This is a genomic window from Klebsiella sp. PK01, assembly GCF_057624675.1.
This window is the reverse complement of record NZ_JBYEZM010000010.1, coordinates 81,104-102,987: the sequence shown is the minus strand read 5'-3', so window position 1 is coordinate 102,987 and position 21,884 is coordinate 81,104. Positions and strand designations below refer to the sequence as shown.

At 55.2% G+C, this 21,884-nt stretch carries 24 protein-coding genes; 14 read left to right on the top strand and 10 right to left on the bottom strand.

Annotated features, from left to right (window positions below):
* Positions 1–18: 18 nt before the first annotated feature.
* The 5 genes from AC22LX_RS23235 (at position 19) to AC22LX_RS23215 (ending at position 5,534) form a co-directional block, all read left to right on the top strand.
* Positions 19–1,119, top strand: a complete 1,101-nt coding sequence (locus AC22LX_RS23235; RefSeq protein WP_015367323.1) for a flagellar basal body P-ring protein FlgI — start codon at positions 19–21, stop codon at positions 1,117–1,119.
* On the top strand, positions 1,119–2,063 hold the full coding sequence (gene flgJ / locus AC22LX_RS23230; RefSeq protein WP_045397847.1) for a flagellar assembly peptidoglycan hydrolase FlgJ: 945 nt from the start codon (positions 1,119–1,121) through the stop codon (positions 2,061–2,063). Before AC22LX_RS23235 ends, flgJ begins: the two co-directional genes overlap by 1 nt.
* A gap of 250 nt (positions 2,064–2,313) precedes the next feature.
* Positions 2,314–3,963, top strand: a complete 1,650-nt coding sequence (flgK, locus tag AC22LX_RS23225; RefSeq protein ID WP_015704937.1) for a flagellar hook-associated protein FlgK — start codon at positions 2,314–2,316, stop codon at positions 3,961–3,963.
* A 21-nt stretch (positions 3,964–3,984) separates the two neighbouring features.
* The gene (gene flgL / locus AC22LX_RS23220) at positions 3,985–4,944 is read left to right on the top strand and encodes a flagellar hook-associated protein FlgL (protein WP_045397850.1); all 960 of its coding nucleotides are present in this window, start codon (positions 3,985–3,987) and stop codon (positions 4,942–4,944) included.
* 203 nt (positions 4,945–5,147) lie between these two features.
* On the top strand, positions 5,148–5,534 hold the full coding sequence (locus tag AC22LX_RS23215) for a VOC family protein (RefSeq protein ID WP_045397852.1): 387 nt from the start codon (positions 5,148–5,150) through the stop codon (positions 5,532–5,534).
* A gap of 55 nt (positions 5,535–5,589) precedes the next feature.
* Here AC22LX_RS23215 and AC22LX_RS23210 read toward each other — a convergent pair whose 3' ends face one another.
* Positions 5,590–5,988 carry a helix-turn-helix domain-containing protein gene (locus AC22LX_RS23210; protein ID WP_369075379.1) on the bottom strand — a complete coding sequence of 133 codons (399 nt, stop codon included), beginning with the start codon at positions 5,986–5,988 and terminating at the stop codon, positions 5,590–5,592.
* Positions 5,989–6,068: 80 nt separating this feature from the next.
* Here AC22LX_RS23210 and AC22LX_RS23205 point away from each other — a divergent pair, with 80 nt between their 5' ends.
* Positions 6,069–6,569 (top strand): DUF2938 domain-containing protein, encoded by a 501-nt coding sequence (locus AC22LX_RS23205; protein ID WP_045397855.1) that lies wholly within the window; start codon positions 6,069–6,071, stop codon positions 6,567–6,569.
* On the opposite strand, the gene AC22LX_RS23200 is transcribed toward AC22LX_RS23205, so the two are convergent.
* The gene (locus tag AC22LX_RS23200) at positions 6,544–7,425 is read right to left on the bottom strand and encodes a LysR family transcriptional regulator (RefSeq protein WP_045397858.1); all 882 of its coding nucleotides are present in this window, start codon (positions 7,423–7,425) and stop codon (positions 6,544–6,546) included. The genes AC22LX_RS23205 and AC22LX_RS23200 overlap by 26 nt on opposite strands.
* Positions 7,426–7,595: 170 nt before the next feature.
* On the opposite strand from AC22LX_RS23200, the gene AC22LX_RS23195 reads away from it, so the two are divergent.
* From AC22LX_RS23195 to AC22LX_RS23180, 4 genes are all read left to right on the top strand, one after another.
* Entirely contained in the window at positions 7,596–8,786 is a 1,191-nt protein-coding gene (locus AC22LX_RS23195) for an MFS transporter (RefSeq protein ID WP_213292647.1), read from the top strand.
* Positions 8,787–9,083: 297 nt separating this feature from the next.
* Positions 9,084–10,139, top strand: coding sequence for an amidohydrolase family protein (locus AC22LX_RS23190; protein WP_045397865.1), 1,056 nt, complete (start codon positions 9,084–9,086; stop codon positions 10,137–10,139).
* Positions 10,129–11,397: an MFS transporter gene (locus tag AC22LX_RS23185; protein ID WP_045397868.1), complete on the top strand. Its 1,269-nt coding sequence runs from the start codon at positions 10,129–10,131 to the stop codon at positions 11,395–11,397. Before AC22LX_RS23190 ends, AC22LX_RS23185 begins: the two co-directional genes overlap by 11 nt.
* A 58-nt stretch (positions 11,398–11,455) precedes the next feature.
* A complete protein-coding gene (locus AC22LX_RS23180; protein ID WP_045397871.1) occupies positions 11,456–12,790 on the top strand; it encodes an MFS transporter in 1,335 nt (444 codons plus the stop codon).
* 39 nt (positions 12,791–12,829) lie between these two features.
* On the opposite strand, the gene AC22LX_RS23175 is transcribed toward AC22LX_RS23180, so the two are convergent.
* Positions 12,830–13,546: an IclR family transcriptional regulator gene (locus AC22LX_RS23175; protein ID WP_045397874.1), complete on the bottom strand. Its 717-nt coding sequence runs from the start codon at positions 13,544–13,546 to the stop codon at positions 12,830–12,832.
* Between the two features lie 166 nt (positions 13,547–13,712).
* Between AC22LX_RS23175 and AC22LX_RS23170 the strand changes: the two genes are divergently transcribed.
* The gene (locus tag AC22LX_RS23170; RefSeq protein ID WP_045397876.1) at positions 13,713–14,408 is read left to right on the top strand and encodes an RraA family protein; all 696 of its coding nucleotides are present in this window, start codon (positions 13,713–13,715) and stop codon (positions 14,406–14,408) included.
* Positions 14,405–15,352, top strand: a complete 948-nt coding sequence (locus AC22LX_RS23165) for a hydroxyacid dehydrogenase (protein WP_487334235.1) — start codon at positions 14,405–14,407, stop codon at positions 15,350–15,352. The genes AC22LX_RS23170 and AC22LX_RS23165 overlap by 4 nt, the downstream gene beginning before the upstream one ends.
* A 79-nt stretch (positions 15,353–15,431) precedes the next feature.
* On the opposite strand, the gene AC22LX_RS23160 is transcribed toward AC22LX_RS23165, so the two are convergent.
* A complete protein-coding gene (locus AC22LX_RS23160) occupies positions 15,432–15,911 on the bottom strand; it encodes a GNAT family N-acetyltransferase (protein WP_045397879.1) in 480 nt (159 codons plus the stop codon).
* A gap of 92 nt (positions 15,912–16,003) precedes the next feature.
* Here AC22LX_RS23160 and AC22LX_RS23155 point away from each other — a divergent pair, with 92 nt between their 5' ends.
* The gene (locus AC22LX_RS23155; protein WP_049059365.1) at positions 16,004–16,939 is read left to right on the top strand and encodes a LysR family transcriptional regulator; all 936 of its coding nucleotides are present in this window, start codon (positions 16,004–16,006) and stop codon (positions 16,937–16,939) included.
* 2 nt (positions 16,940–16,941) lie between these two features.
* Here AC22LX_RS23155 and AC22LX_RS23150 read toward each other — a convergent pair whose 3' ends face one another.
* The gene (locus tag AC22LX_RS23150; protein WP_045397884.1) at positions 16,942–17,349 is read right to left on the bottom strand and encodes an MAPEG family protein; all 408 of its coding nucleotides are present in this window, start codon (positions 17,347–17,349) and stop codon (positions 16,942–16,944) included.
* Between the two features lie 100 nt (positions 17,350–17,449).
* Between AC22LX_RS23150 and AC22LX_RS23145 the strand changes: the two genes are divergently transcribed.
* Positions 17,450–18,340, top strand: coding sequence for a helix-turn-helix domain-containing protein (locus AC22LX_RS23145; RefSeq protein WP_045397887.1), 891 nt, complete (start codon positions 17,450–17,452; stop codon positions 18,338–18,340).
* Positions 18,341–18,618: 278 nt separating this feature from the next.
* Here AC22LX_RS23145 and AC22LX_RS23140 read toward each other — a convergent pair whose 3' ends face one another.
* The 5 genes from AC22LX_RS23140 to fliP form a co-directional block, all read right to left on the bottom strand.
* Positions 18,619–18,855 carry a hypothetical protein gene (locus AC22LX_RS23140; protein ID WP_045397890.1) on the bottom strand — a complete coding sequence of 79 codons (237 nt, stop codon included), beginning with the start codon at positions 18,853–18,855 and terminating at the stop codon, positions 18,619–18,621.
* Between the two features lie 796 nt (positions 18,856–19,651).
* Positions 19,652–19,786, bottom strand: a complete 135-nt coding sequence (gene sra / locus AC22LX_RS23135; protein ID WP_072251507.1) for a stationary-phase-induced ribosome-associated protein — start codon at positions 19,784–19,786, stop codon at positions 19,652–19,654.
* Positions 19,787–20,048: 262 nt separating this feature from the next.
* On the bottom strand, positions 20,049–20,831 hold the full coding sequence (gene fliR, locus AC22LX_RS23130; protein ID WP_047050586.1) for a flagellar biosynthetic protein FliR: 783 nt from the start codon (positions 20,829–20,831) through the stop codon (positions 20,049–20,051).
* A 2-nt stretch (positions 20,832–20,833) separates the two neighbouring features.
* Positions 20,834–21,103 (bottom strand): flagellar biosynthesis protein FliQ, encoded by a 270-nt coding sequence (fliQ, locus tag AC22LX_RS23125; RefSeq protein ID WP_015367302.1) that lies wholly within the window; start codon positions 21,101–21,103, stop codon positions 20,834–20,836.
* 17 nt (positions 21,104–21,120) lie between these two features.
* Positions 21,121–21,882 carry a flagellar type III secretion system pore protein FliP gene (gene fliP / locus AC22LX_RS23120; RefSeq protein WP_045397378.1) on the bottom strand — a complete coding sequence of 254 codons (762 nt, stop codon included), beginning with the start codon at positions 21,880–21,882 and terminating at the stop codon, positions 21,121–21,123.
* Between the last annotated feature and the right edge of the window lie 2 nt (positions 21,883–21,884).

Genomic DNA, 21,884 nt, shown 5'->3' with positions numbered 1-21,884 from the left:
TACTGAAAAGAGATTCACATGGTTAAAAAACTCATCATTGCGCTATTAATCGGCGCGGCCAGCTTACCGGCGACGGCGGAGCGTATTCGCGATCTGGTGACGGTACAGGGCGTGCGCGATAACGCCTTAATCGGCTACGGCCTGGTGGTGGGGCTCGACGGCTCCGGCGACCAGACCATGCAAACGCCGTTTACCACCCAAAGCCTGAGCAACATGCTATCGCAGCTCGGCATTACCGTGCCGCCCGGCACCAACATGCAGCTAAAAAACGTCGCCGCGGTGATGGTCACGGCGAAGCTGCCGCCCTTCGCGCGCGCGGGGCAGAATATCGATGTGGTGGTCTCATCAATGGGCAACGCCAAAAGCCTGCGCGGCGGGACCTTGCTGATGACGCCGCTCAAAGGGGTGGATAACCAGGTTTATGCGCTGGCCCAGGGCAACGTGCTGGTGGGCGGCGCCGGCGCGGCGGCGGGCGGCAGCAGCGTACAGGTCAATCAGTTGGCCGGCGGACGCATCAGCAACGGCGCCACCATCGAGCGCGAACTGCCGACTACTTTCGGCAGCGGCGGGGTGCTCAACCTGCAGCTCAATGATGAAGATTTCACACTCGCGCAGCAGATTAGCGATGCGATTAATCGCCAGCGCGGCGGCGGCACCGCATCGCCGCTCGATGCGCGTACCATTCAGGTACTGGTGCCGCAGGGCAATAGCTCGCAGGTGCGATTCCTCGCCGAAATCCAGAATATCAACGTTAACGTTGGCGCCATGGACGCCAAAGTGATTATCAACTCGCGTACCGGTTCGGTGGTGATGAATCGCGAGGTGATTCTTGATTCCTGCGCGGTGGCTCAGGGCAACCTGTCGGTGGTGGTCGACCGACAAACCAGCGTCAGCCAGCCGACGACGCCGTTCGGCGGCGGCCAGACGGTGGTCACGCCGAACACCCAGATTTCAATGCAGCAGCAAGGCGGTTCGCTGCAGAAAATCAACGCCAGCGCCAACCTCAACAACGTGGTGCGCGCGTTGAACGCGCTGGGGGCGACGCCAATCGACCTGATGTCGATTCTGCAAGCCATGCAAAGCGCCGGCTGCCTGCGCGCCAAACTGGAAATTATCTAATGGCCAGCGATGTTATGGCGATGTCGGGCGCCGCCTATGACGCCCAGGCGCTGAACGGCCTGAAGCGCGATGCCGCCGCCGATCCGCAGGGCAACCTCAAGCAGGTGGCGCAGCAGGTCGAAGGCATGTTTGTACAGATGATGCTAAAGAGCATGCGCGCCGCGCTACCGCAGGATGGCGTACTCAGCAGCGACCAGACACGGCTCTATACCTCGATGTACGATCAGCAGATTGCCCAGCAGATGTCGCAAAAGGGATTAGGGCTCGCCGACATGATGGTCAAGCAGATGAGCAATGCCAACGCGGTCCCCAGCGAAACGGCGGGCACCGCGCCGATGGCGCTGGATAATGAGGTGCTGCAGACGCTACCGAATCAGGCGCTGGAGCAGATGATCCGCCGGGCGCTGCCGAAAGCGCCGCCAGCCGCCGCGCCGCTATCGCTAAACAACGGCAACTTCGTTGCCCGTCTGTCAATGCCGGCGCGCGCCGCCAGTGAGCGCAGCGGGATCCCGCATCAGCTGATTGTCGCCCAGGCGGCGCTGGAATCCGGCTGGGGGCAGCGCGAAATCCCGACCGCTGACGGTACCCCGAGCTACAACCTGTTTGGTATTAAGGCCGGGGGCAACTGGAAGGGGCCGGTTACCGAGATCACCACCACCGAATTTGAACAGGGGGTGGCGAAGAAGGTGAAGGCCAAATTCCGCGTCTACGATTCGTATTTCTCGGCGATTGCTGATTACGTCAAGCTGCTGACCAACAACCCGCGTTATGCCTCGGTTGCCGAAGCGTCTACTCCGGAGCAGGCGGCGCACGAGCTGCAGCGCGCGGGCTACGCCACCGACCCGCAGTACGCCAGCAAGCTGGTCAGCGTGATTCAGCAGATGAAGCACGCCGGGGCGCAGGCGGTGAAAGCCTATGCCGCGGATATTAACGATCTGTTCTAGGTTCGAAGGTCGCGCCTTCTCCCGGCTCGCGCTCCCGGTTAATTCTGCTGCGATATGTTTTCCCGGAGGCGGCGCATTGCGCCTTGTCCGGGCTACCACATCGCACAGTGCTGTAGCCCGGTAATCGGTAGCGCCATCCGGCATAAAAGCGGCTGCGGAATTTTGCAGGCAGATTTACTCAAGTTTTTACTTCTCTGACCGATAACAAGGGCGAGCTGAGCGAATTGACTTGGCAGCATAAGGAACCCTGATGTCCAATAGCTTAATCAATACGGCGATGAGCGGACTGAATGCGGCGCAGGTGGCGCTCAGTACCGTCAGCAACAATATCTCTAACTACAACGTGGCGGGTTATAACCGGCAGACGGCGATTCTGGCCCAAAACGGCGGCCTGGCCACTATGAACGGTTTTATCGGTAACGGCGTGACCGTGACCAGCGTGAACCGCGAATATAACCAGTTCATCACTAACCAGCTGCGCGGCGCGCAGAGCGCGGCCGGTTCGCAGAACGCCTACTACGAAAAGATTTCGCAGATCGATAATCTGCTGGCCAGCAAAACTAATACCCTGTCGGGGAGCCTGCAGGATTTTTTCACCAATTTGCAGAACCTGGTGAGCAACGCCGGCGACGACGCGGCGCGCCAGACGGTACTGGGTAAGGCTAACGGCCTGGTCAACCAGTTTAATAATACCGATAAATATCTGCGCGACATGGACAGCGGCGTTAATCAGCAAATTAACGACACCGCCCAGCAGATTAACAGCTATAGCCAGCAGATTGCCCGTCTTAACGATGAGATTACCCGCCTGCGCGGCAGCGCCAGCGGCGAACCGAACGCGCTGCTCGATCAGCGCGATCAGCTGGTTAGCGAACTCAACCAACTGGTGGGCGTTCAGGTAACCCAGCAGGACGGCGACGCCTATACCGTCTCCTTCGCCAACGGCCTGACCCTGGTGCAGGGCAACAACAGCTATCAGGTGGAAGCGATCCCTTCCAGCAGCGACCCTTCGCGCCTGACTCTCGGCTATAACCGCGGCAGCGGCGCCAGCGAAGTGCCGGAAGGGCAGATCACCAGCGGCAGCCTGAGCGGCGTGCTGCGTTTTCGCAGCGAGACGCTGGACGGCGTGCGCAATCAGCTCGGGCAACTGGCGCTGGCGATGGCCGATAGCTTTAACCAGCAGCACCGCGAGGGCTTCGATCTCAACGGTGAGCAGGGGGGCGATTTCTTCAGTTTCAGCGGCGCGCGGGTGGTTGATAACACGCGCAATACCGGCGATGCCTCGCTGTCGGTCTCCTATACCGATACCAGCAAGGTAAAAGCCAACGACTACCGCGTGGAGTATGACGGCGCCAACTGGCAGGTCAGCCGTCTGCCGGACAACGTCAAAGTCAACGCCACCGCCGGTAAAGATGCAGACGGTAACCCTACGCTGAGCTTTGATGGTCTCGAAGTCAGTATTGATGGCAACCCGCAGCAGAAAGATAGCTTTACGGTGAAGCCGGTCAGCGACGTGGCGGGCAACCTGAAAGTGGCGATTACCGATTCAGCGAAAATCGCCGCCGCCGGTAAAGATGACAGCGGCCGCGGCGATAACGATAACGCTAAAAAACTGCTCGACCTGCAGACCAAAAACCTGGTGGATGGCAAAGCGACGCTCAGCGGCGCCTACGCCGGGATCGTCAGCGGCGTGGGCAACCAGACCGCCGCCGCGAAGGTGAGCAGCGAATCGCAGTCCAGTATCGTCACCCAACTGGCCCGTCAACAGCAGTCGCTCTCCGGGGTAAACCTCGACGAAGAGTATGGCGAGCTCCTGCGTTTCCAGCAGTACTACATGGCGAACGCCCAGGTGATCCAGACCGCCAGCTCGCTGTTCGACGCGCTGCTGAATATTCGTTGATTGTATTGAGGAACTGACAGCATGCGCATGAGCACCAGCATGATGTACCAACAGAACATGACCGGCATCACCGGCAATCAGTCGCTGTTTATGAAGGCCGCCGAGCAGCTTTCAACCGGCAAGAAGGTGATTAATCCCTCCGACGATCCGCTGGCGGCATCGCGGGCGGTGATGCTGTCGCAATCGCAGGCCGAGAACAATCAGTATACTCTGGCGCGCACATTCGCCCGCCAGAGCGTATCAATGGAAGAGACCGTGCTTTCCGGAGCCACCTCGACGATATCTGATATCAAGGCGCTGATCGTTAACGCCGGTGGCACCGAGAGCGATAACGACCGCGATTCGCTGGCGACCCAGCTACAGGGGCTGAAGGATCAACTGCTCAACCAGGCCAACAGTACCGATGGCAACGGACGCTACCTGTTTGGCGGCTATGAGAATGATAAGCCGCCGTTTGTCGATACTAACGGCAAGATTAGCTATCAGGGCGGCAATAAAACCGTGGAACAGAAGGTTGACGCCAACCGTACGATGACCATCGGCCATACCGGTAATTCGGTATTTATGGCGCTGACCAGCAATCCGAAGCCGGAGCCGGACGGCAGCGCGCCGGTCGCCGATGTGTTCGCCAGTATCGATATTGCGCTGGAGGCGTTGAAAACGCCGCTGCAGGAGGCCGATGACGCCACCAAACAGCAGGTGAACGATGCGCTGGCGAAGGCCAACCGTGGCCTCGATAACTCCTACAACAAGGTATTGAGCGTGCGCGCTGAGCTGGGCAACCAGCTACAGGAGATGGATCAGCTCGATAGCATCGGCAAAGAGCGTGATATGACCAACCAGCTGCAGATGAGCGCCCTGACCGATGCTGACCTTGCGGAATCTATCTCTTCTTATTTTATGCAGCAGGCGGCGCTGCAGGCATCTTATAAAACCTTCAGCGATATGCAGGGCATGTCGCTGTTTCAGATGAATCGCTAATCACGAATAACCACTTTTTCATTTAGCACCTTGGCACCACATCCCGTTCTCTCTGTGTACGCGGGGTGAGGTGCCCTTTTTTTCGGGGGCCTGATTAGAGAAGAGAGCGGGTGGGCTCTCAGCGACAAATTCACCACATCGTAGCGTGTAAACTCAAACCGGATCCCAACCTTCACACCGTATCCTCTTCAGGAGAATCCAGGATGTTTACTCATATGCGTATCGCCAAACCCGTCACCGATCTTGCACGGTCCTGTTTGATGTACTGCCAGGGACTGGGCTTACACAAAATTGCTGAATTCAACGATCACGATGGTTTTAATGGAATAATGTTAGGGCGACAGGGGCTCGGCTGGCATATAGAATTTACCTGGTGCCAGTATCATCCCGTGCAACCCTTGCAGACGGAGGAAGATTTACTCGTGCTGTATTACCCGGATAAGAAGGAGTGGTCGGATGCTTGCGCCAGAATGCGCGAAGCGGGCTTTACCTTGACGAATTCTTTTAACCCTTACTGGGATGTCAATGGCCAGACGTTCGTTGATCCAGATGGCTACAGGGTGGTACTCCAGAATAAAGCGTGGGGATAAAGACTCGCGCCTCAATGCGCTAATTCTTCCTCAGCAAGCCCCAATACAGGGATGTTCATTTAAACAGTCTAATGCCTTTCGCCACAATTTTTTTAAATTCAGGGCATTGAATATGTTCCGGCGCAGTACAGCGGGCGGCGTGTTTTAGCCCCTGGCTTAACAGCTGTAACCGACGAATGGTGTTATCAATTTCCTGCGCGCGCTGCTCAAGCCGTTGGTTATCAATGGCTATCTTGCCGTCAGCGTTAAATATCCCGGCTATTTCAGAAAGCGAAAAGCCGGCGGCCTGTCCCAGCACGATCAGTTCCAGCTTATTCAGCACATTTTCATGGTACTGCCTTCGCAGGCCATGACGACCAATCGGTTTGATCAAACCTTTCTTTTCATAAAAACGCAGCGCTGAAGGCGTAATGCCGGACAGCGTCGCGACCTCGCGGATATCCAGTTCTTTCATGATTGACTTAAACCTCACTTTAAGTTGCACACTGGTCAACAGAGTAGCATTGGCTCATAAAAAGGAAGAATAAATTGAAGATGATTGTTGCTGTGCAAATTTTGCTGACGGGCCTCGGCGCCACGTTAGTCATGGATTTATGGTCGCTCTTTCAGAAGCATATACTCAAGATTGCGCCGCTGAACTATGCGCTGGTCGGTCGCTGGGCGTTATGGCTTTGGCGGGGGAAAGTGCGGCATAACACCATCGCCGCAACCCCTCCGCTAGAGGGTGAGCGTTTTATCGGCTGGTTATGCCATTATCTGATCGGTATCGCTTTTGCGGCGGTGCCGCTTGTGTTGAGCGGCGCCGATTGGTTTTATGCCCCCACTCTGGCGACAGCGCTGCTGTCAGGGGTCGTAACCTTATTCGCGCCGTTCTTGATCCTGCAGCCCGCATTTGGTTTTGGCGTCGCGGCCTCACGGACTCCCCGACCGTGGCTGGCGCGTTCGCTGAGCCTGGTGGCGCACCTGGCCTACGGCATCGGGCTGTATCTGGCAGCGAGCGCTTACAGAGTTATGGTGATGTCAGCTGATCTTTAATCTCATCAAACAGGGCAATTAAATGATCGGCCACCACTCTGACGCGCCGCGAGTGGGCTAAATCGGAATGCATCACCAGCCATAGGGTTTGGTCGACGCCGATATCCGCATTCACGCACTGCAGGCCATTTTTCCGCGCCATAAAGTGTGGCAACACGCCCAACCCCAGGCCGGCTGAAACCGCCGACAGCTGCGCCAGCAGCGTGTTGGCTTCCACCCGGCACGGCCTGCCGCGAAGCGTCCGAGTTATCCAGCGCGCGGCGGGCAGATGCTGGTGTGATTCTGGCCAGCCTATGTAGTGAGCGTGATTGAACGCGACGTCGGTAGAGCCTGCTTGTCCGGTATCGGCGCTGTACAGACCAAACCCCACCTTCCCGAGACGCTTCAGCGTCAGGTTGCCGCTTTCCGGTTTGACCATTCGAATGGCTAAATCGGCATCCCGTCGATGCAGGTTGACGGATTGCACGCCGCTGAGCACCTCGACCCGCAGGTCGGGATATTTTTCCATCAAGCCGTTGAGTGAAGGCAGAATAAAATGCGCCGCCAGATTGTCCGAGGTAGCCAGCCGGACCAGCCCGGCAACATTCCCCTGCAGCCTCGCCGTCTCGCCAAAAGCGAGCCCTGCATGCTCGAGCGCCTCTGCTCGCGCCAGCAGCGCCTCGCCATCATCCGTTAGCCGGTAGCCGCTTTGATGCCGGCTGAAAAGGGGGACGGCCAATGATTTTTCCAGCCGGTCGAGTCTTCTTGACAGGGTTGCGATGCCCATATCCATAGTTTCTGCCGCGCCGCTTAGCGTACCTGAGCGGGCCACAGCCAGAAAAATCCGCGTATCGTCCCAGTTAAAATCTGCTTTCATTATTTTCCATTTTTGGAAAACGGCTCTCCGTTTTCATGGCTGTTTTATCACTTCTCCTGGAATGATACTGCACTGCACCTCAAGAGAAGGCAATAAGCAACGACGCGGAAACTCTCGCGTATCAGGCAAGCCAACTCCTTTTCAGCCATTTTCACCGGGATACAGAAGACATGAACGACCTTGTTTTACAGGCCAACCCAACGCCAATGCGCGCATGGCTCGCCGTAGCTGCGCTGGGCGTCAGCGCATTTTCGATTGTGACCAGCGAACTGGCGCCGGTCGGTATGCTCAGCGCGCTGGCAAACGATTTGCATCAGTCGCAGGCGGGAGCGGGTCTTGCCGTCACCGCTTATGGCTGGGTAGCCGCGCTGGCCGCCTTACTGGCCGGCGCGATCCCCGCCCGGATTTCACGTAAGGCGTTGTTGATTGTGTTGATGTTAATCCTCGCATTTTCTTGTCTGGCGGCGACCCAGTCGCACACTATGCAGACATTTATGACGGCGCGGATGACAGGGGCGCTGGCGCATGGCGCATTCTGGGCGCTAATAGGCACCGTGGCGGTACAACTGGTACCGGTTGATAAACTGGGGCTGGCCACCTCGGTGATTTTCGCCGGTGTTTCGGCGGCCAGCGTGTTGGGCGTGCCGCTATCGAGCTTTATTGCCGACATGGTCGGCTGGCGACAGGCATTCAGCGCGATTTCACTGCTCTCACTAGCCACCGCCGTGGCTTTGCTCTGGACGCTTCCCACGCTGGCGGCTCCGCAGCCGTTAGGGCTGAAGGTTTACGTTGGGATAGTTAAGAATCCGCTACTGCTTTCATTGTTCGGCGCTACAGCCTGCGTTATTTCCGCGCATTTTGCAGCTTTCACCTATCTTGAGCCGTTGCTCACGCAAACCCGAGGTATACCGACATCGGCGATTTCCGCGCTGCTGCTGATGTCAGGACTTTCCGGGCTGCTGGGAAATATCATCGCCGGCAAACTCATCGATCGACATATCAGGTTGCTGATTATGACATCACTGCTGCTCAGCGCAGGCGCGCTGGGGATGCTGGGGATGAAGAGCCTGTCCTCGCTTCCTCTTTGGTTCACCGCGGTATTGCTCGGCATATGGGGCGCGGGCATGGCTATCGTGTTCGTTGGCTTGCAAACCTGGCTGCTACAAAGCGCAGGAGAGGCGACGCAGCCCGCATCCGCCTTATATGTCGCTATTTTCAATGCTGCCATCGGCACTGGCGCGCTTGTCGGCGGCCTGGTATCGGCAAGGTTTGGTCTTTCGTCACTGGCATTACTGGCGGCGGTGGCGATGATCTGCGGCATGGCGCTGGTCTGGAAGCTGAAAAGCCCAAGAGCGATATAACGCTTTACTCATCGAATAGTCATCGGTAAATGGACAACGTGAGCGGGTCTGGCAGACGTAAGGTTTGCCAGATATCTGGCTGCGACGGGTGGCGTTATTTTATAACTTATTGAAATTTAATTTGTTTTTGTTTTTTCTCAACGTTCTCCTTCTTTACCGACTTTAAACATCTGTGATTCACCTCTTATTTACATCATTTAAACCAATCGTTAACTGGATAAAAACGCGACAGCCTCGTTATATTAGTTTTGTAAAATAAAACACGGTTGTACATGGTGCAACAAAAGCGAGGTGTTCATGGAGATCGTTACCGCACCGCATCTTGCGGTCAGAAACGAGTGGCTTGCGTTACATCGTGAGGCGCCACTACAACCCGAGCTGCCCATCATTGATGCGCATCATCATCTCTGGGATAGGCAAACCGGACGCTATCTCACCCATGAGTTCAGCGACGATATCCAGACCTCAGGGCATCGCGTTTACTCATCGGTCTACGTGCAATGCCGCTCTATGCTACGCCGCCACGGGCCGGAAACGCTGAAACCGCTTGGTGAAATCGAGTTTGCCAGCGGGATAGCCGCGATGTTCGCCAGCGGACATTATGCAAACGCTCTCGGATGTGAAGCCATCATCGGCGGCCTTAGCTTGCTGGCGGGCGATGCGATGCAGCCTGCCATCGAGAGCGCGCTGGCTTTATCAGGCGGGCGGTTGCGCGGAATGCGTAATCCACTGGCCTGGCATCCGGATCCGCGGGTCACGTCCAGCCCGGTTACGCCACCGGCAGGACTGGCGCTGAGCGACCCGTTCCGTCGGGGCGCTCTCTGCCTTGCGAAAAATGGATTGTCGCTTGATGTGTGGGTTTACCACACGCAACTGGATGAAATTGCCGAGCTGGCGCGGCACATACCAACGCTTCAGATTGTGCTCGATCACTGTGGCGGGCCAGTCGGCGTTGGACCCTATTCAGAAAGGGATCCAGACATGTTTCAGCAGTGGCGAAACAGTATGCGACATCTGGCGGAACTACCGAACGTATGCGTAAAAATTAGCGGATTTGGTATGACGGTCAGGGGATTTCCCTTCGCAGCGGCAGAAACACCACCGGATTCGCAAATGCTGGCACAGGCCTGGCAACCGTGGTTTGAGACCATCGTTTCGCTTTTCGGTGCGGAACGCTGCATGTTCGCCAGCAACTTTCCGGTCGATAAAGGCATGTTCAGCTACGGCGTTTTCTGGAACGCCTGCAAACGCCTGGCGCAACAGATGTCGCCTGGCGAACAGGCGCAGTTGTTCTGGCGCACTGCCGCAACCTGTTATCGGTTAACCTCTGTGGAGAATATCAATGACCAGTAAAAGCGAGCTGAATCAATTTACTGCGACTAAATCGACGCCTGACACATTGCCACAACGCGTTGCTGAGAGGCGGACGCTGGCGTTGGGCGGCCTTGGCTGGACATTTGAAAGCTACGACTCCTTCCTGCTTTCGCTGCTATTGCCGGTACTGGGCGTGGTGTTCGGTATTAATAAAACCGAGCTTGGGCTGTTTATCAGCGTCACGGCCGGGGGGCAGATTATTGGCGGGATCCTGTTTGGTTTTATCGCCGACAAAATTGGCCGTGTAAAAACGGCGCTGACCTGTATCGCCATCTATTCACTCTTTTCCGGCCTGTTAGCCTTTACGCACGATCAACAACATTTCGCGCTTTTACGTTTTTGCGGCGCGCTGGGTATGGGCGGAATGTGGACATCGGGCGCGGCGCTGATTGCGGAAACCTGGCGGCCAGAGCGGCGCGCGCGCGGCGGGGCGCTGATGCAAATGGGGTTGCCCGTTGGCGCAATTCTGTCCATCAGCCTGACGGCAATCGTGAGCTCGGTTAATGGCGGCCTGGAGCAGGGCGCATGGCGCTATCTGTTTATGATCGGTGCGCTGCCGGTGTTCATTATGAGCGTGGTGGCCTGGTTCACGCCGGAATCGCAGGTTTGGCTTGCTCGTCAACAGGCGAAGGCGACGAGTAGTCAACCTGTCGCAAAGCTGGGTAAACACAATCTGAGAGGTCTGCTGCTGGCCTTTGTCTTTATCTTTTTTATTCAGTATCTGTTCTGGGGCGTATTTACCTGGACACCCACCTATCTGCGAGAAGTAAAACACCTGGATTTTCTGCACAGTCTGAAATTTGTACTTGCGCTGCAGGCTGGGGCCATCGCGGGTTTTCTGGTGTTTTCGGTGCTGGCGGATAAATGGGGACGCCGTCCGATGTTCCTGATTTATCTGTTAACGGGCGCCATTGCCGTCGCGCTTTACCTTGTGACCACGCAACCCTTCATTCTGATGGTGGCGATTTTCATGGCCGGTTTTGGTGTTAATGGTATTTTTGCGGGATCGGGACCCTTCCTTGCAGAAATCATTGGAGACACGTCATCGCGCGGTTTCCTGATGGGGCTTGCCTACAATGGCGGCCGGCTGGGCGGATTTATCGCGCCGCTACTGATTGGCGCCGTCGCCAACGCCGGCGGTTTCACCGCGGGACTGGCGACGACCGTGGTCGCCTTCCTTGCGGCGATGCTGGTGGTGTGGCGAGCGCCGGAAACCAGGGGCATCAAGCTGAAGTAACGTATTTCATCTCTACATCGTTTTCCTGATAAACATAATGAAACCCTGCGAGGAAACAATGACCGATCAATTACCGAATAGCGCTATCGACAACGACGCGCTGGAAAAAGAGACCATGCGGCGGGTTATCTGGCGCATCCTGCCCTTTTTGATTGTCAGCTACCTGGTCTCGATTATTGACCGGGGCAATATTGGTATGGCGGCGCTACAGATGAATGAGGATCTGGGCTTGAGCAAGGCGGCTTTTGGCTTCGCCAGCAGCTTGTATTTTGTCGCCTACTTTATATTTGAAGTTCCCAGCAACCTGGCGATGCAGAAGGTGGGCGCGCGATTGTGGCTCCCGCGGATAATGATCAGTTGGGGCGTGGTATCGATGTGCATGGCGCTGGTGCAAAATACAACCACCCTTTATATCGTGCGTTTTCTGCTGGGAGCGGCGGAAGCGGGCTTTTTCCCGGGCGTGGTGCTCTATCTTACCTGGTGGATCCCTTCGCGTTACCGTGCGCGCATTATTGCCTCTTTTATGGTGGCCATTCCACTGGCTAACTTTATCGGTTCACCGCTTTCAGGGTTGATCCTGACGCTGGATGGCTGGTTCGGGTTACGCGGCTGGCATCTGTTATTCATCATTGAGGGGCTGCCTGCGGTGCTGCTGGGGATAGCCGCATTTTTTATCCTGCGTGACCGCCCACATCAGGCTGGCTGGTTGAACGAGCGGCAGAAAGCGTGGCTGGAAAATACGCTTCAGGCAGAGCGCCAACAGCAGAAACAGATCGGTCACATCAGCACATGGCAACTGTTAAAGCATCGCCAAATCTGGCTGATGGCGCTGATATACGCGGGCGCGTCGTCTGCTGGCACCACGCTTAGCGTCTGGTCTCCACAGCTACTGAAGTCTTTCCATCTTGATAACCTGACTACCGGGCTGCTCAATGCTATCCCCTATGGTCTGGCCTCGGTGCTGATGATTGTCTGGGGGCGGAGTTCGGATCGCACCAATGAACGCCGCTGGCACACGGCTCTCACCCTCTTTATGATTGCGGCTGGCGTGTTCGCGGCGTTCATCAATCTGTCGCTGCCGATTACCATTGTTATTCTCAGTACCATATTAATTGGCGCTTATTCGGCGAAGGGGCCATTCTGGGCGCTGGCTTCAGGCTGGATGAGCAGCACGTCAGCCGCTGCGGGGCTGGCGGCAATCGGCGCGATAGCCAACCTGATTGGCGGAGTGGTGATGGTGAATGCCTATGGTGTGATTAGCGAACAGACAGGAAGCCATACGCTGGCGATGCTACCGCTGGCTGGCTTGTGCCTGGCAGGCGGCATCGCGGTGCTGATCATGGGACGCCGTTACTCGCAGCCTGCCGGTCAGGAAAAACCGGTCACCCATTAATAAGCACAGGCGGGATTGTTCCCGCCTTTTCAACATACGTTATTCTTGTATACCGTAAAACGTTTCGCAGAAGGATTTACTGGCCCCTAACTTGATCGACAGGCGGTTGGCCGTCTCGCGCATTAGCTGGCTGAGGCCGCTCTCTTTGCGGTCCGCAGTCAGACGCGATGACGGTCCTGTCAGCGCCAGTGCCGCGATGGGGTTATCGTGGACGCCAAAAACCGGCATCGCGAAGGCGGAGGTGTGCGGATCGCGCGCGCCAGAGGTATAGAACGGCAGCGTTTCTTCGTCTTCCGGCAGCGCCTCACCCAGTCCCCAATGACGTAAAACTTTGCTGATCGCGGAACCATCCAGTGGGAACTGGCTGCCGGGCAGGTTGCTATGGCGTAATCCCTCTGAAGCTTCGGCGCGGAACAGACACAGTCGTTGGCCGCCCTCTATCACATACCAGCTCGCGCTCTCACTGGAGGCCTGAGACAGCGCCTGCAATTCCGGCTGTACAATTCTCGCAAGCTGAAATGATTGCTCATAAAGCTTGCCGAGATAGAGCAGACGGTGGCCGAGCGTATAGGTGCCATCGTCATGCCGGATAATGTAGCTCATACGCTCAAGCGAATTCATTAAGCGATAAACGGTGGTTTTGTGGTATCCCGAAAGCTGGGCCAGCTCAGTTAACGTCAGGCTGTCATTACCGGGACGGAAGCAATCCAGTAAAGCGAGCGCCTTTTCAACGGCAATTACGCCTTCATTCCCCATCATTTTCTCCTTTTGGCCGAACAAAATTGTACCTGAATTTTGTGATTAACATCGTGTTTACATCACAAACACGCTCTCAGCGCTGGCGAAAAGAGAAGCAATGCTCGTATAGTTGTTTTATATAGTACATCTGTGTTGTACATAGTAAAACAAATGGAGACTAACCATGCCTGCATCACAACAGAAATTAATAAATGTGGATATTGAGCGCGTTAGCGCGGAGGAGGTCCGTCAGGCTGCTGAATATCAGGCGGCGATTCTCGCTGACGTGGCCGGACGCCGCGGCACATTACATGGCCGTATCAAGCCACTGGCGCCACATATGGCTGTGGCCGGCCCGGCGATTACCGTAGAGGTCCGCCCGGGAGATAACCTGGCGATTCACGCTGCGATGGCCGTCGCTAAACCTGGCGATGTGCTGGTGATAGACGGCAAAGGCGATCTCTCCTGCGCTTTACTCGGTGAGATCATGGCCACGCAGGCGCAGGCCAGCGGCATCGCAGGTATCATCATTGACGGCGCAGTTCGCGATGCTGAAACCTTAAGTAAACAAAACTTTCCTGTTTTCGCTGCCGGTCTTAATCCGTGTGGTCCCACCAAGTTCATTCCCGGCCGGGTCAATCATGCTATCTCGGTCGCGGGCGCCGCGGTGCAGGCGGGTGACCTGGTGGTAGGGGATATTGACGGCGTGGTGGTTATCCCCCGCGATGAAGTACGCACCATCATTGAGTTGGCGAAAGGTAAACTGGAAGGGGAAGTCAAACGTCTGTCGGCCATCCACGACGGCGATCTTCGCCCGCACTGGCTGGAGAACGCGTTGCGTCAGGCGGGTATGCTGAGCGAAGGGGAGGCATTGCCATGAGCGATAAAAAAGTCGTACTGGTAACCGGCAGCGATTTGGCTGAAGCGGCGCTCGGCATGCTGGAAGATTATGAACTCGTATTTGCTGGCCGCCAACCAACAGAAAACCAATTGATAGCATTATGTCAGCAGCATAATCCGGTCGCTATATTAGTGCGCTATGGCAAGATTACGGCATCTGTGATGGATGCCGCTCCGGCGTTGAAGGTCATTTCCAAGCATGGCAGCGGCATTGATGTCATTGACGTCGAAGCGGCGGCGGCGCGCGGCATCATGGTTCGCGCGGCGACAGGCGCTAACGCCGCGGCGGTTTCAGAACACGCCTGGGCATTAATTCTGGCCTGCGCCAAGTCAATCATTCCGCTTGACCGCCGCCTGCGCGAAGGGCACTGGGATAAATCGACGCATAAATCGCTCGAACTGGAGAGCAAAACGCTGGGGCTGATTGGTCTGGGCGCGATTGGCAGCCGCGTGGCGAAAATTGCCGTCGCCTTCGGTATGAAGGTGCTGGCTTACGATCCGTATGCCACCACGGTTCCTCCCGGATGCGAACGTGTTGATGTACTCAAACACCTTCTCACGCAGGCTGATGTTGTCTCCCTTCATTGTCCCTTAACGCAGCAAAATCGGGGAATGATAAATGCCGTTACCCTGGCACAGTGTAAACCCGGCGCCATCCTGGTCAATACCGCGCGGGGCGGATTAATCGACGATGCAGCGCTGGCAGCGGCACTAAAAGGAGGGGCGTTGCGCTGGGCGGCGCTCGATAGCTTTAACAGCGAACCACTCACCACGCCGCACATCTGGGAGCGGGTCGAAAATGTCATTCTATCTCCGCACGTTGGCGGCGTAAGCGACGCCTCTTACGTCAAAATGGGTACCGCCGCCGCGGCCAATATTCTACAGGTAGTGCAGGATTCATCGCAGACTGAAACAGCGTACTAACTTGTCTTCCAGCAGCTCCGCTCTTTCGGGGCTGCTGTGCTTTTTGCAAAGAGCAAGCTGAGTGATGCTGTGAGCAATGTTATTGCTCCGCAAAATTAACCAGCGCTTCGCCATCGAGGCGATAGCGGACCCATTCGCTTTGCGCCGCGGCGCCAATACTGAGGTAAAAATCAATGGCCGGCTGGTTCCAGTCCAGCACGCTCCACTCAAGGCGTCCGCAGCGGCGCGCAACCGCATACCGGGCAATGGTTTTTAGCAGCGCTCGACCCGCGCCCTGGCCGCGATAGTCCGGTGAGATATACAAATCTTCCATATAAATACCGTTGCGTCCGAGCCAGGTTGAATAGCTGGTGAAGAACACGGCATAGCCCGCCGTTTTACCGTCAATTTCACAGATCAGCGCTTCGGTTTTACTGTCGTCGCCAAACAGGGTTTCGCGGATCTCTTCGGGGGTGGTGACCACTTCCTGCGGGGCTTTTTCGTACACCGCCAGTTCATAAATCATGTTGTAGATGGCGGAAGCGTCATCCGCACGGGCCTGTCTAATCGTAATACTCATTAGTTTTCCTGTCGTTTTCACACGTTAACGATATTGATGACGCTAAGCATAGGGGGTATTGTCAGAAGAATTAAGTGCAATGAAATCACCCAATGATGAATATTATGCATCCGGCGCTCAGACGCCTCGATCTCAATCTGCTGCTCGTTTTTGATGCTATCTATCGCCACTGTTCCGTTCGTCTTGCCGCCGATGAGCTGGCGATGAGTACCTCCGCGTTGAGCCACGCGCTGTCGCGGCTGCGCGTGGCGCTGAACGATCCGTTGTTTTTTCGCGAAGGACATCGGATGTGCCCGAGCGTCTATGCCACTCAGCTCGCGCCCTCCATCGCTTCAGTATTGAAATTGCTTAATCAGGAACTCACGCGACAGCCAGAGTTTATTGCCGCCGACAGCACCGAGCGGATCCAGATAGCTATTACCGATTTCACCGCGTTATGCATTTTCCCTGCGCTGATGCAAAAGCTGCAGCATGAAGCGCCGGGATTGCGTTTTGAACTCCGTTATTTGCCGCATAGCCCGGCACTGACGGAGCTGCTGGCGGGAGAGGTGGATCTGGCGCTGGGCTTCAGCACCGCTGAAGATATCCGTCATCATGAACTGGAGGAAATTGACTGGTTTGAGGATGAGTACGTGGTTATCAGCAATACCCGTCGCACGGCGCTGACGCTGGCGGATTATCTCGCCGCGCGGCATCTGGTGGTCACGCCGTGGAATGAAAAGCAGGGAGTGTTGGATTTACGCCTGCAGGAATTAGGCTATACGCGGCAGATAGCGCTCAAAACCCCTTCGATGCTCAGCGCGCCGTTTATTGTGGCGCAAAGCGATCTGTTAATGGCGATTCCTCGTTATGCCGCAGAGAAGTTCCTTCATGCCGCCCCGATCGCGATTTTTCCTTTGCCGTTCGCCATAAGCCCGTTCACCGTGAAGATCTATTCCCATAAACGCGGCGGGCAGCGAGGAGCAACCAAATGGCTTAAGACGGCGCTACAAAGCCTGGCGTTGGCAGCGAATGCCGGGAGTTTTTAACCTCAAAGAACCGAACTTAAAATAACTATCGCTATGGTAACCGTCGCGACAAAACCGGTCTGAAAGGCGAGCGTTCGGATAACGGGGATCCCGGCGGTATGCGCAATATAATGGACAATGCGCGCGAGCAAATAAACTTTAGCCGCAATTAACGTTATGGCGTTATTGACGTTAAGCAACGCGGCGACCACCACCAGTGGGGCAAAAATAACGAGGTTTTCTACCGCGTTGGCGTGCGCCTTTTGCGCACGCTGCGCCCAGGGCGCCAGCCCGGTTGATGGCGAATGGCCGTTTCCCGCCGCGGGCGCGACGTTAACGCGCGCGGCTCGGGCAATAATATAGGGGATCCACATCATAACCGTTAGCAGACAAATTAACGCAAGGATAATCAGTTCAGGATTATTTTTCATGGCAATTGACTCTGGTAATTAATAACGATAGAGGAAAGTCTATGGCTAAGGTTAAAATAGAACCATATGCAAAAATGACAATTTCAATACCATTAACGACATGAAGATAAATATTCTGACTCTGGATGGCGTTTTCGACACCGGCTTAGCGACGTTGCTGGATACGTTCGCCGCGGCCAATGATATGGCGCGACGCCAGAGCATGAATATTTCTCGCTTTGAGGTGCAAATGATTGCCGTGACCGGGCAGGTTAAATCAGCCCATGGGTTGAGTATTCCTGCTCATCAGGCATCGGGTTTGGATTATCCCGACTGGATTGTGGTGCCGGCGATCAACGTTCACGCACGACAATCGCCACCGGATGGCTGGCACGATATTGCTGACGCTAAGCGGTTTTTGCAAAACATGGCGAAGCGCGGCGTTAAAATTGCCGCCGCCTGTTTAAATACCTTCATCCTGGCGGATAGCCGTTTGCTCAATGAGCAGACCGCCGCTGCGTCATGGCTCAATGCGGCTGCGCCGATCCTTCCCGGCGCAATGATGGGCCATGTGGAGCTGGCGCTGTGGCTGATTCGCCAGAGCAGCCCGCCGCTTGCGGATTTGCTGGCAAAAGCGATGGCGGCTGATATCCGCCATCCTCAGGTTTCACGCCTGCCGGCAGGTTATCCTCAGTATGCCGATGACCTGATCAACCGCTTTGCGCACTGGTCGCGAGCGCATCTGGCACAGGGATTTTCCCTGCAGGCGGCTGCCGGCGCGCTTAACGTGCATCCACGCACCTTACAGCGCAGAATGGAGGCCGCGCTGGGGAAATCACCGTTGGCTTTTTTCCAGCAATTGCGGGTCGAACGAGTAAAGCAGCTGCTTGCCGAGGGGAAAGATATTGAGACGATTACCGCTGACGTGGGTTATTCGGAAGTGTCGACGCTGCTGGCGTTGCTGCGCCGTCAGACTGGAAAGGGAATACGGGCGCTGCGTCATGCTGTGTGATTTTATTTATAAGTCAGGGTAAGATGCGGTAAGTTATTATTCTGAGCAGGCTACCAGTGAATGCGACCAAAAGTAACATCACTATTTAATAGCACCTTTATTACTTTTTTTTGACGCTATAACTATTTTAATAATACCATAAATTATTATTGTAACTATACTGCATAGAAACCAGCATCCTGGAATTGCAAAGTAATAAAATGTAAAAAGAGAAATGATAATGACATAAACTTTAAGGTCGTTAAGTATTTCTTTAAAAAAAGGAGATAAACAGGGCATTACATCACCTTTTTAATCTTTAAAAATACCATGCTGCTGATAATGATAGCACCTATGAATGATAATATAACCAAAAAGATAAACCATGAATTAAACGAATCGATAAAAACTGATTTTTCCATAAAGTTGATAACTTCATCAGCCTTTAATAGGCGAAACGCTAATTCAAACATCAGGGTAACCAGGATGATAAATGATAGGATGAAAGAAAAAATAATAAAAATCCATTTTTTCATAATTCATTCCTCATGATATGGTGCTAATTACACCTCGTGTTTTTATCATGAAAAGGGAATTCAGGCAATGTCTTTATGGAAAGGTTCAGACGGCAGCGATTTCTGCAAGAAAACTCAGGGATATATCGCCTCAGTTATATTTGGCACTCTATAACAATAATATGGAAATGCTTTATTTTCTTGTCAGCGATAAAATTGATAGAGCTTTGATAAATGCAATAGGGCTTCGCGGAGAAGAGCGCATTCTTTCCGTAATGAAAAGCTTAGCATATTAATCGTCATTGAATAAGTTTGAGTTACGTAGGGTGGGAAATATTCACAGCATCTACCCGCGGTACTTTTTTGTCGGGTGGCGGCTAGCGCCTTACCCGACCTACGGAACGTACCATTGCGAACTGAAACTGCCGGTGTTGTTGGCCTCAAAATCCCCCGGTGGCGCTGCCGCTTACCGGGGCTACTGCGCTTTGCGATTTGGTAGCCCGGAGTAGGCGCAACGCGCCGCGTCCGGGAAAAACCATTAAAAAAGTTGCAAACCGATAACAGTATCTACCACGGCATGTGATCTGTAGGCCCGCGCAAGCGTAGCGCCGCCGGGCAATAACCGCGGGTAAAGAGCTACTTTCGCGCCGGATGGCGGCTGCGCCTTATCCGGCCTACGGTCTACGACTCGTACCATTGAGAACTGAAACTGCCGGTGTTGGTGGCCTCGAAATCCCCGGTGGCGCGAGCGCTTACCGGGGCTACGGCACTGTGCAATTTGGAATTATGTTGCGCAAAGAACAATTGCTAGTCAGGATTATTTCTTTTTCTTCACCACTTTCCATTTTCCGCCAGCGGCGGTGTCGGCCAGCACGATTTTAAATCGGTTACTTTCCCAGTGGGGCAGGCCTAATACACGCCGCGCTATACGGTTACCTTTCGCCTTAATCATGATGTCGCTCCTTATTTTATTAAAGATGCACTAAACCCACGCAGGAAAATATTCTGCGTTTCCCGAGGTTTTAATTTTATAAAAAAATAAAATTCACTAACAATTAAATTCAGGCTTTATTGTAGGGTGGCTATTTTTTAATTCAAGCCGCTATGAACATTCGGACCTTAGTAGCAATAAAAACGTTTTTCCAGGCTTTTATCCCAGTAAACGTTTTTTATTGCCATTTTGTCCGGCGAAAAAGAAGGAAATAACGGCAGGGTTAAAACGTCATACCGCCGATAACGGCCGCCAGGCGATCGAACATTTCGCCAAACAGGTGTTCGCAGAAGGGGGCCAGCATCGGCATCATCATGCCGAGGGTCATAATGCCAAAGGTCATGGTCACCGGGAAACCGATCACGAATACCGACAGCTGCGGCGTCATGCGGTTGAGCAGACCCAAAGCGATATTGAGCGTGAGCAACAGACAAATCAGCGGTAACGCCAGCATCATGCCGTTGATAAAGATTAACGAACCCAGTTGGGCGAGCGCCAGGAAACCGTTGCCGTTTAGCGGCTGGCTCTGGATCGGCAGGGTATGGAAGCTGTCGGCCAGCAGCGAGATAAGCCACAGGTGGCCGTCAAAGCTTAAAAACAGCAGCATTGCCAGCAGGTTCAGCAGCCGCGCCAGCACCGGCATATTGGGGCCGCCGCTGGGGTCGAAGAAGGTGGCGAACGATAGCCCCATCTGCATGCCGATGACTTCGCCGGCGATGCGTACCGCGGCGAAAGCCAGCTGCATCGTCAGCCCCAGCGCCGCGCCGATCAGGATCTGCTGAATCGCCAGCCATAAACCGGCAGCAGAGATAATGGGGATCGCGTTGACGGGCAGCGTTGGGGCGATCAGTATCGCAATCAGGCCGCCGAGGCCGATTTTCACCTTTTTGCTTATCTGCTTTTCACTCAGTACCGGCGCGGTGCTGATGAGGGCCAGAATACGCAGCAGCGGCCAGAAATACTGGCTGAGCCATTCGCTAAGCTGGGCGCTGTCAAAGGGGATCACGGCTAGCCGATAATATTAGGCAGGTTGCTGAATAACGTGCGCATATAGTCCAGCAGCAGGTTCAGCATCCACGGCCCGGCGATAATAATCGTCGCCACTACCGCGAGAATTTTGGGGATAAACGACAGGGTCATCTCGTTAATCTGGGTGGCGGCCTGCAGCAGGCTGACCACCAGCCCGCTGATTAGCGCCGCCAGCAGCAGCGGGGCGGCCAGCGCCAGGGCGACCTTCATCGCTTCGGTGCCAATGGCCATCACGGATTCTGGCGTCATGATTGTTCTCCGGCGGTTCAGGAATAGAAGCTCTGCGCCAGCGAGCCGAGCAGCAGCTGCCAGCCATCCACCAGCACAAACAGCATTAGCTTAAACGGCAGCGAGATCGTCGCCGGCGGCACCATCATCATCCCCAGCGCCATCAGCACGCTGGCGACCACGAGATCGATAATCAGGAACGGAATAAACACCGTAAAACCAATCTGGAAAGCGGTTTTCAGTTCGCTGGTGACGTAGGCGGGCAGCAGAATACGCATCGGTACCGCCTCCGGCCCGGCCAGCGGCGGCTGGTTGGCCAGACGAGCGTACAGCGCCAGGTCGCTTTCGCGGGTCTGGCGCAGCATAAATTCGCGCAGCGGCTGCGCGCCTTTATCCAGCGCCGCATCAAGGCCGATTTTGTCCTGACTAAAGGGCAGGTACGCCTCCTGATAGACCTTGTCGAACACCGGCGACATGATAAAGAAGGTCAGGAACAGCGCCAGCCCGAGCATCACCTGGTTCGGCGGCGCGGAAGGCGTGCCCAGCGCGTTACGCAGCAGACCCAGTACGATGATAATGCGGGTAAAACTGGTCATCATCAGCAGCATCGCCGGCAGGAAGGTCAGCGAGGTCAACAGCACCAGCGTCTGCACCGGCAGCGACCAGCTCTGGCCGCCGTTAGCCAGCGGCTGACTGATAAGCCCCGGCAGCTGTGCGAAGGCGGCAGGGCTCAGCAGCAGTAACGCGGCGGCGAGCCACGGCGCCCGACGGCGAAGGCAAGCGAACAGAGTAGGGAACATGG

What these genes read in the sequence shown, in the direction of transcription:
- AC22LX_RS23235 (WP_015367323.1), top strand. Translation starts at nt 19, where the DNA reads ATGGTTAAAAAACTCATCATTGCGCTATTAATCGGCGCGGCCAGCTTA.
- flgJ (WP_045397847.1), top strand. Translation starts at nt 1,119, where the DNA reads ATGGCCAGCGATGTTATGGCGATGTCGGGCGCCGCCTATGACGCCCAG.
- flgK (WP_015704937.1), top strand. Translation starts at nt 2,314, where the DNA reads ATGTCCAATAGCTTAATCAATACGGCGATGAGCGGACTGAATGCGGCG.
- flgL (WP_045397850.1), top strand. Translation starts at nt 3,985, where the DNA reads ATGCGCATGAGCACCAGCATGATGTACCAACAGAACATGACCGGCATC.
- AC22LX_RS23215 (WP_045397852.1), top strand. Translation starts at nt 5,148, where the DNA reads ATGTTTACTCATATGCGTATCGCCAAACCCGTCACCGATCTTGCACGG.
- AC22LX_RS23210 (WP_369075379.1), bottom strand. Translation starts at nt 5,988, where the DNA reads ATGAAAGAACTGGATATCCGCGAGGTCGCGACGCTGTCCGGCATTACG.
- AC22LX_RS23205 (WP_045397855.1), top strand. Translation starts at nt 6,069, where the DNA reads ATGATTGTTGCTGTGCAAATTTTGCTGACGGGCCTCGGCGCCACGTTA.
- AC22LX_RS23200 (WP_045397858.1), bottom strand. Translation starts at nt 7,425, where the DNA reads ATGAAAGCAGATTTTAACTGGGACGATACGCGGATTTTTCTGGCTGTG.
- AC22LX_RS23195 (WP_213292647.1), top strand. Translation starts at nt 7,596, where the DNA reads ATGAACGACCTTGTTTTACAGGCCAACCCAACGCCAATGCGCGCATGG.
- AC22LX_RS23190 (WP_045397865.1), top strand. Translation starts at nt 9,084, where the DNA reads ATGGAGATCGTTACCGCACCGCATCTTGCGGTCAGAAACGAGTGGCTT.
- AC22LX_RS23185 (WP_045397868.1), top strand. Translation starts at nt 10,129, where the DNA reads ATGACCAGTAAAAGCGAGCTGAATCAATTTACTGCGACTAAATCGACG.
- AC22LX_RS23180 (WP_045397871.1), top strand. Translation starts at nt 11,456, where the DNA reads ATGACCGATCAATTACCGAATAGCGCTATCGACAACGACGCGCTGGAA.
- AC22LX_RS23175 (WP_045397874.1), bottom strand. Translation starts at nt 13,546, where the DNA reads ATGGGGAATGAAGGCGTAATTGCCGTTGAAAAGGCGCTCGCTTTACTG.
- AC22LX_RS23170 (WP_045397876.1), top strand. Translation starts at nt 13,713, where the DNA reads ATGCCTGCATCACAACAGAAATTAATAAATGTGGATATTGAGCGCGTT.
- AC22LX_RS23165 (WP_487334235.1), top strand. Translation starts at nt 14,405, where the DNA reads ATGAGCGATAAAAAAGTCGTACTGGTAACCGGCAGCGATTTGGCTGAA.
- AC22LX_RS23160 (WP_045397879.1), bottom strand. Translation starts at nt 15,911, where the DNA reads ATGAGTATTACGATTAGACAGGCCCGTGCGGATGACGCTTCCGCCATC.
- AC22LX_RS23155 (WP_049059365.1), top strand. Translation starts at nt 16,004, where the DNA reads ATGATGAATATTATGCATCCGGCGCTCAGACGCCTCGATCTCAATCTG.
- AC22LX_RS23150 (WP_045397884.1), bottom strand. Translation starts at nt 17,349, where the DNA reads ATGAAAAATAATCCTGAACTGATTATCCTTGCGTTAATTTGTCTGCTA.
- AC22LX_RS23145 (WP_045397887.1), top strand. Translation starts at nt 17,450, where the DNA reads ATGAAGATAAATATTCTGACTCTGGATGGCGTTTTCGACACCGGCTTA.
- AC22LX_RS23140 (WP_045397890.1), bottom strand. Translation starts at nt 18,855, where the DNA reads ATGAAAAAATGGATTTTTATTATTTTTTCTTTCATCCTATCATTTATC.
- sra (WP_072251507.1), bottom strand. Translation starts at nt 19,786, where the DNA reads ATGATTAAGGCGAAAGGTAACCGTATAGCGCGGCGTGTATTAGGCCTG.
- fliQ (WP_015367302.1), bottom strand. Translation starts at nt 21,103, where the DNA reads ATGACGCCAGAATCCGTGATGGCCATTGGCACCGAAGCGATGAAGGTC.
- fliP (WP_045397378.1), bottom strand. Translation starts at nt 21,882, where the DNA reads ATGTTCCCTACTCTGTTCGCTTGCCTTCGCCGTCGGGCGCCGTGGCTC.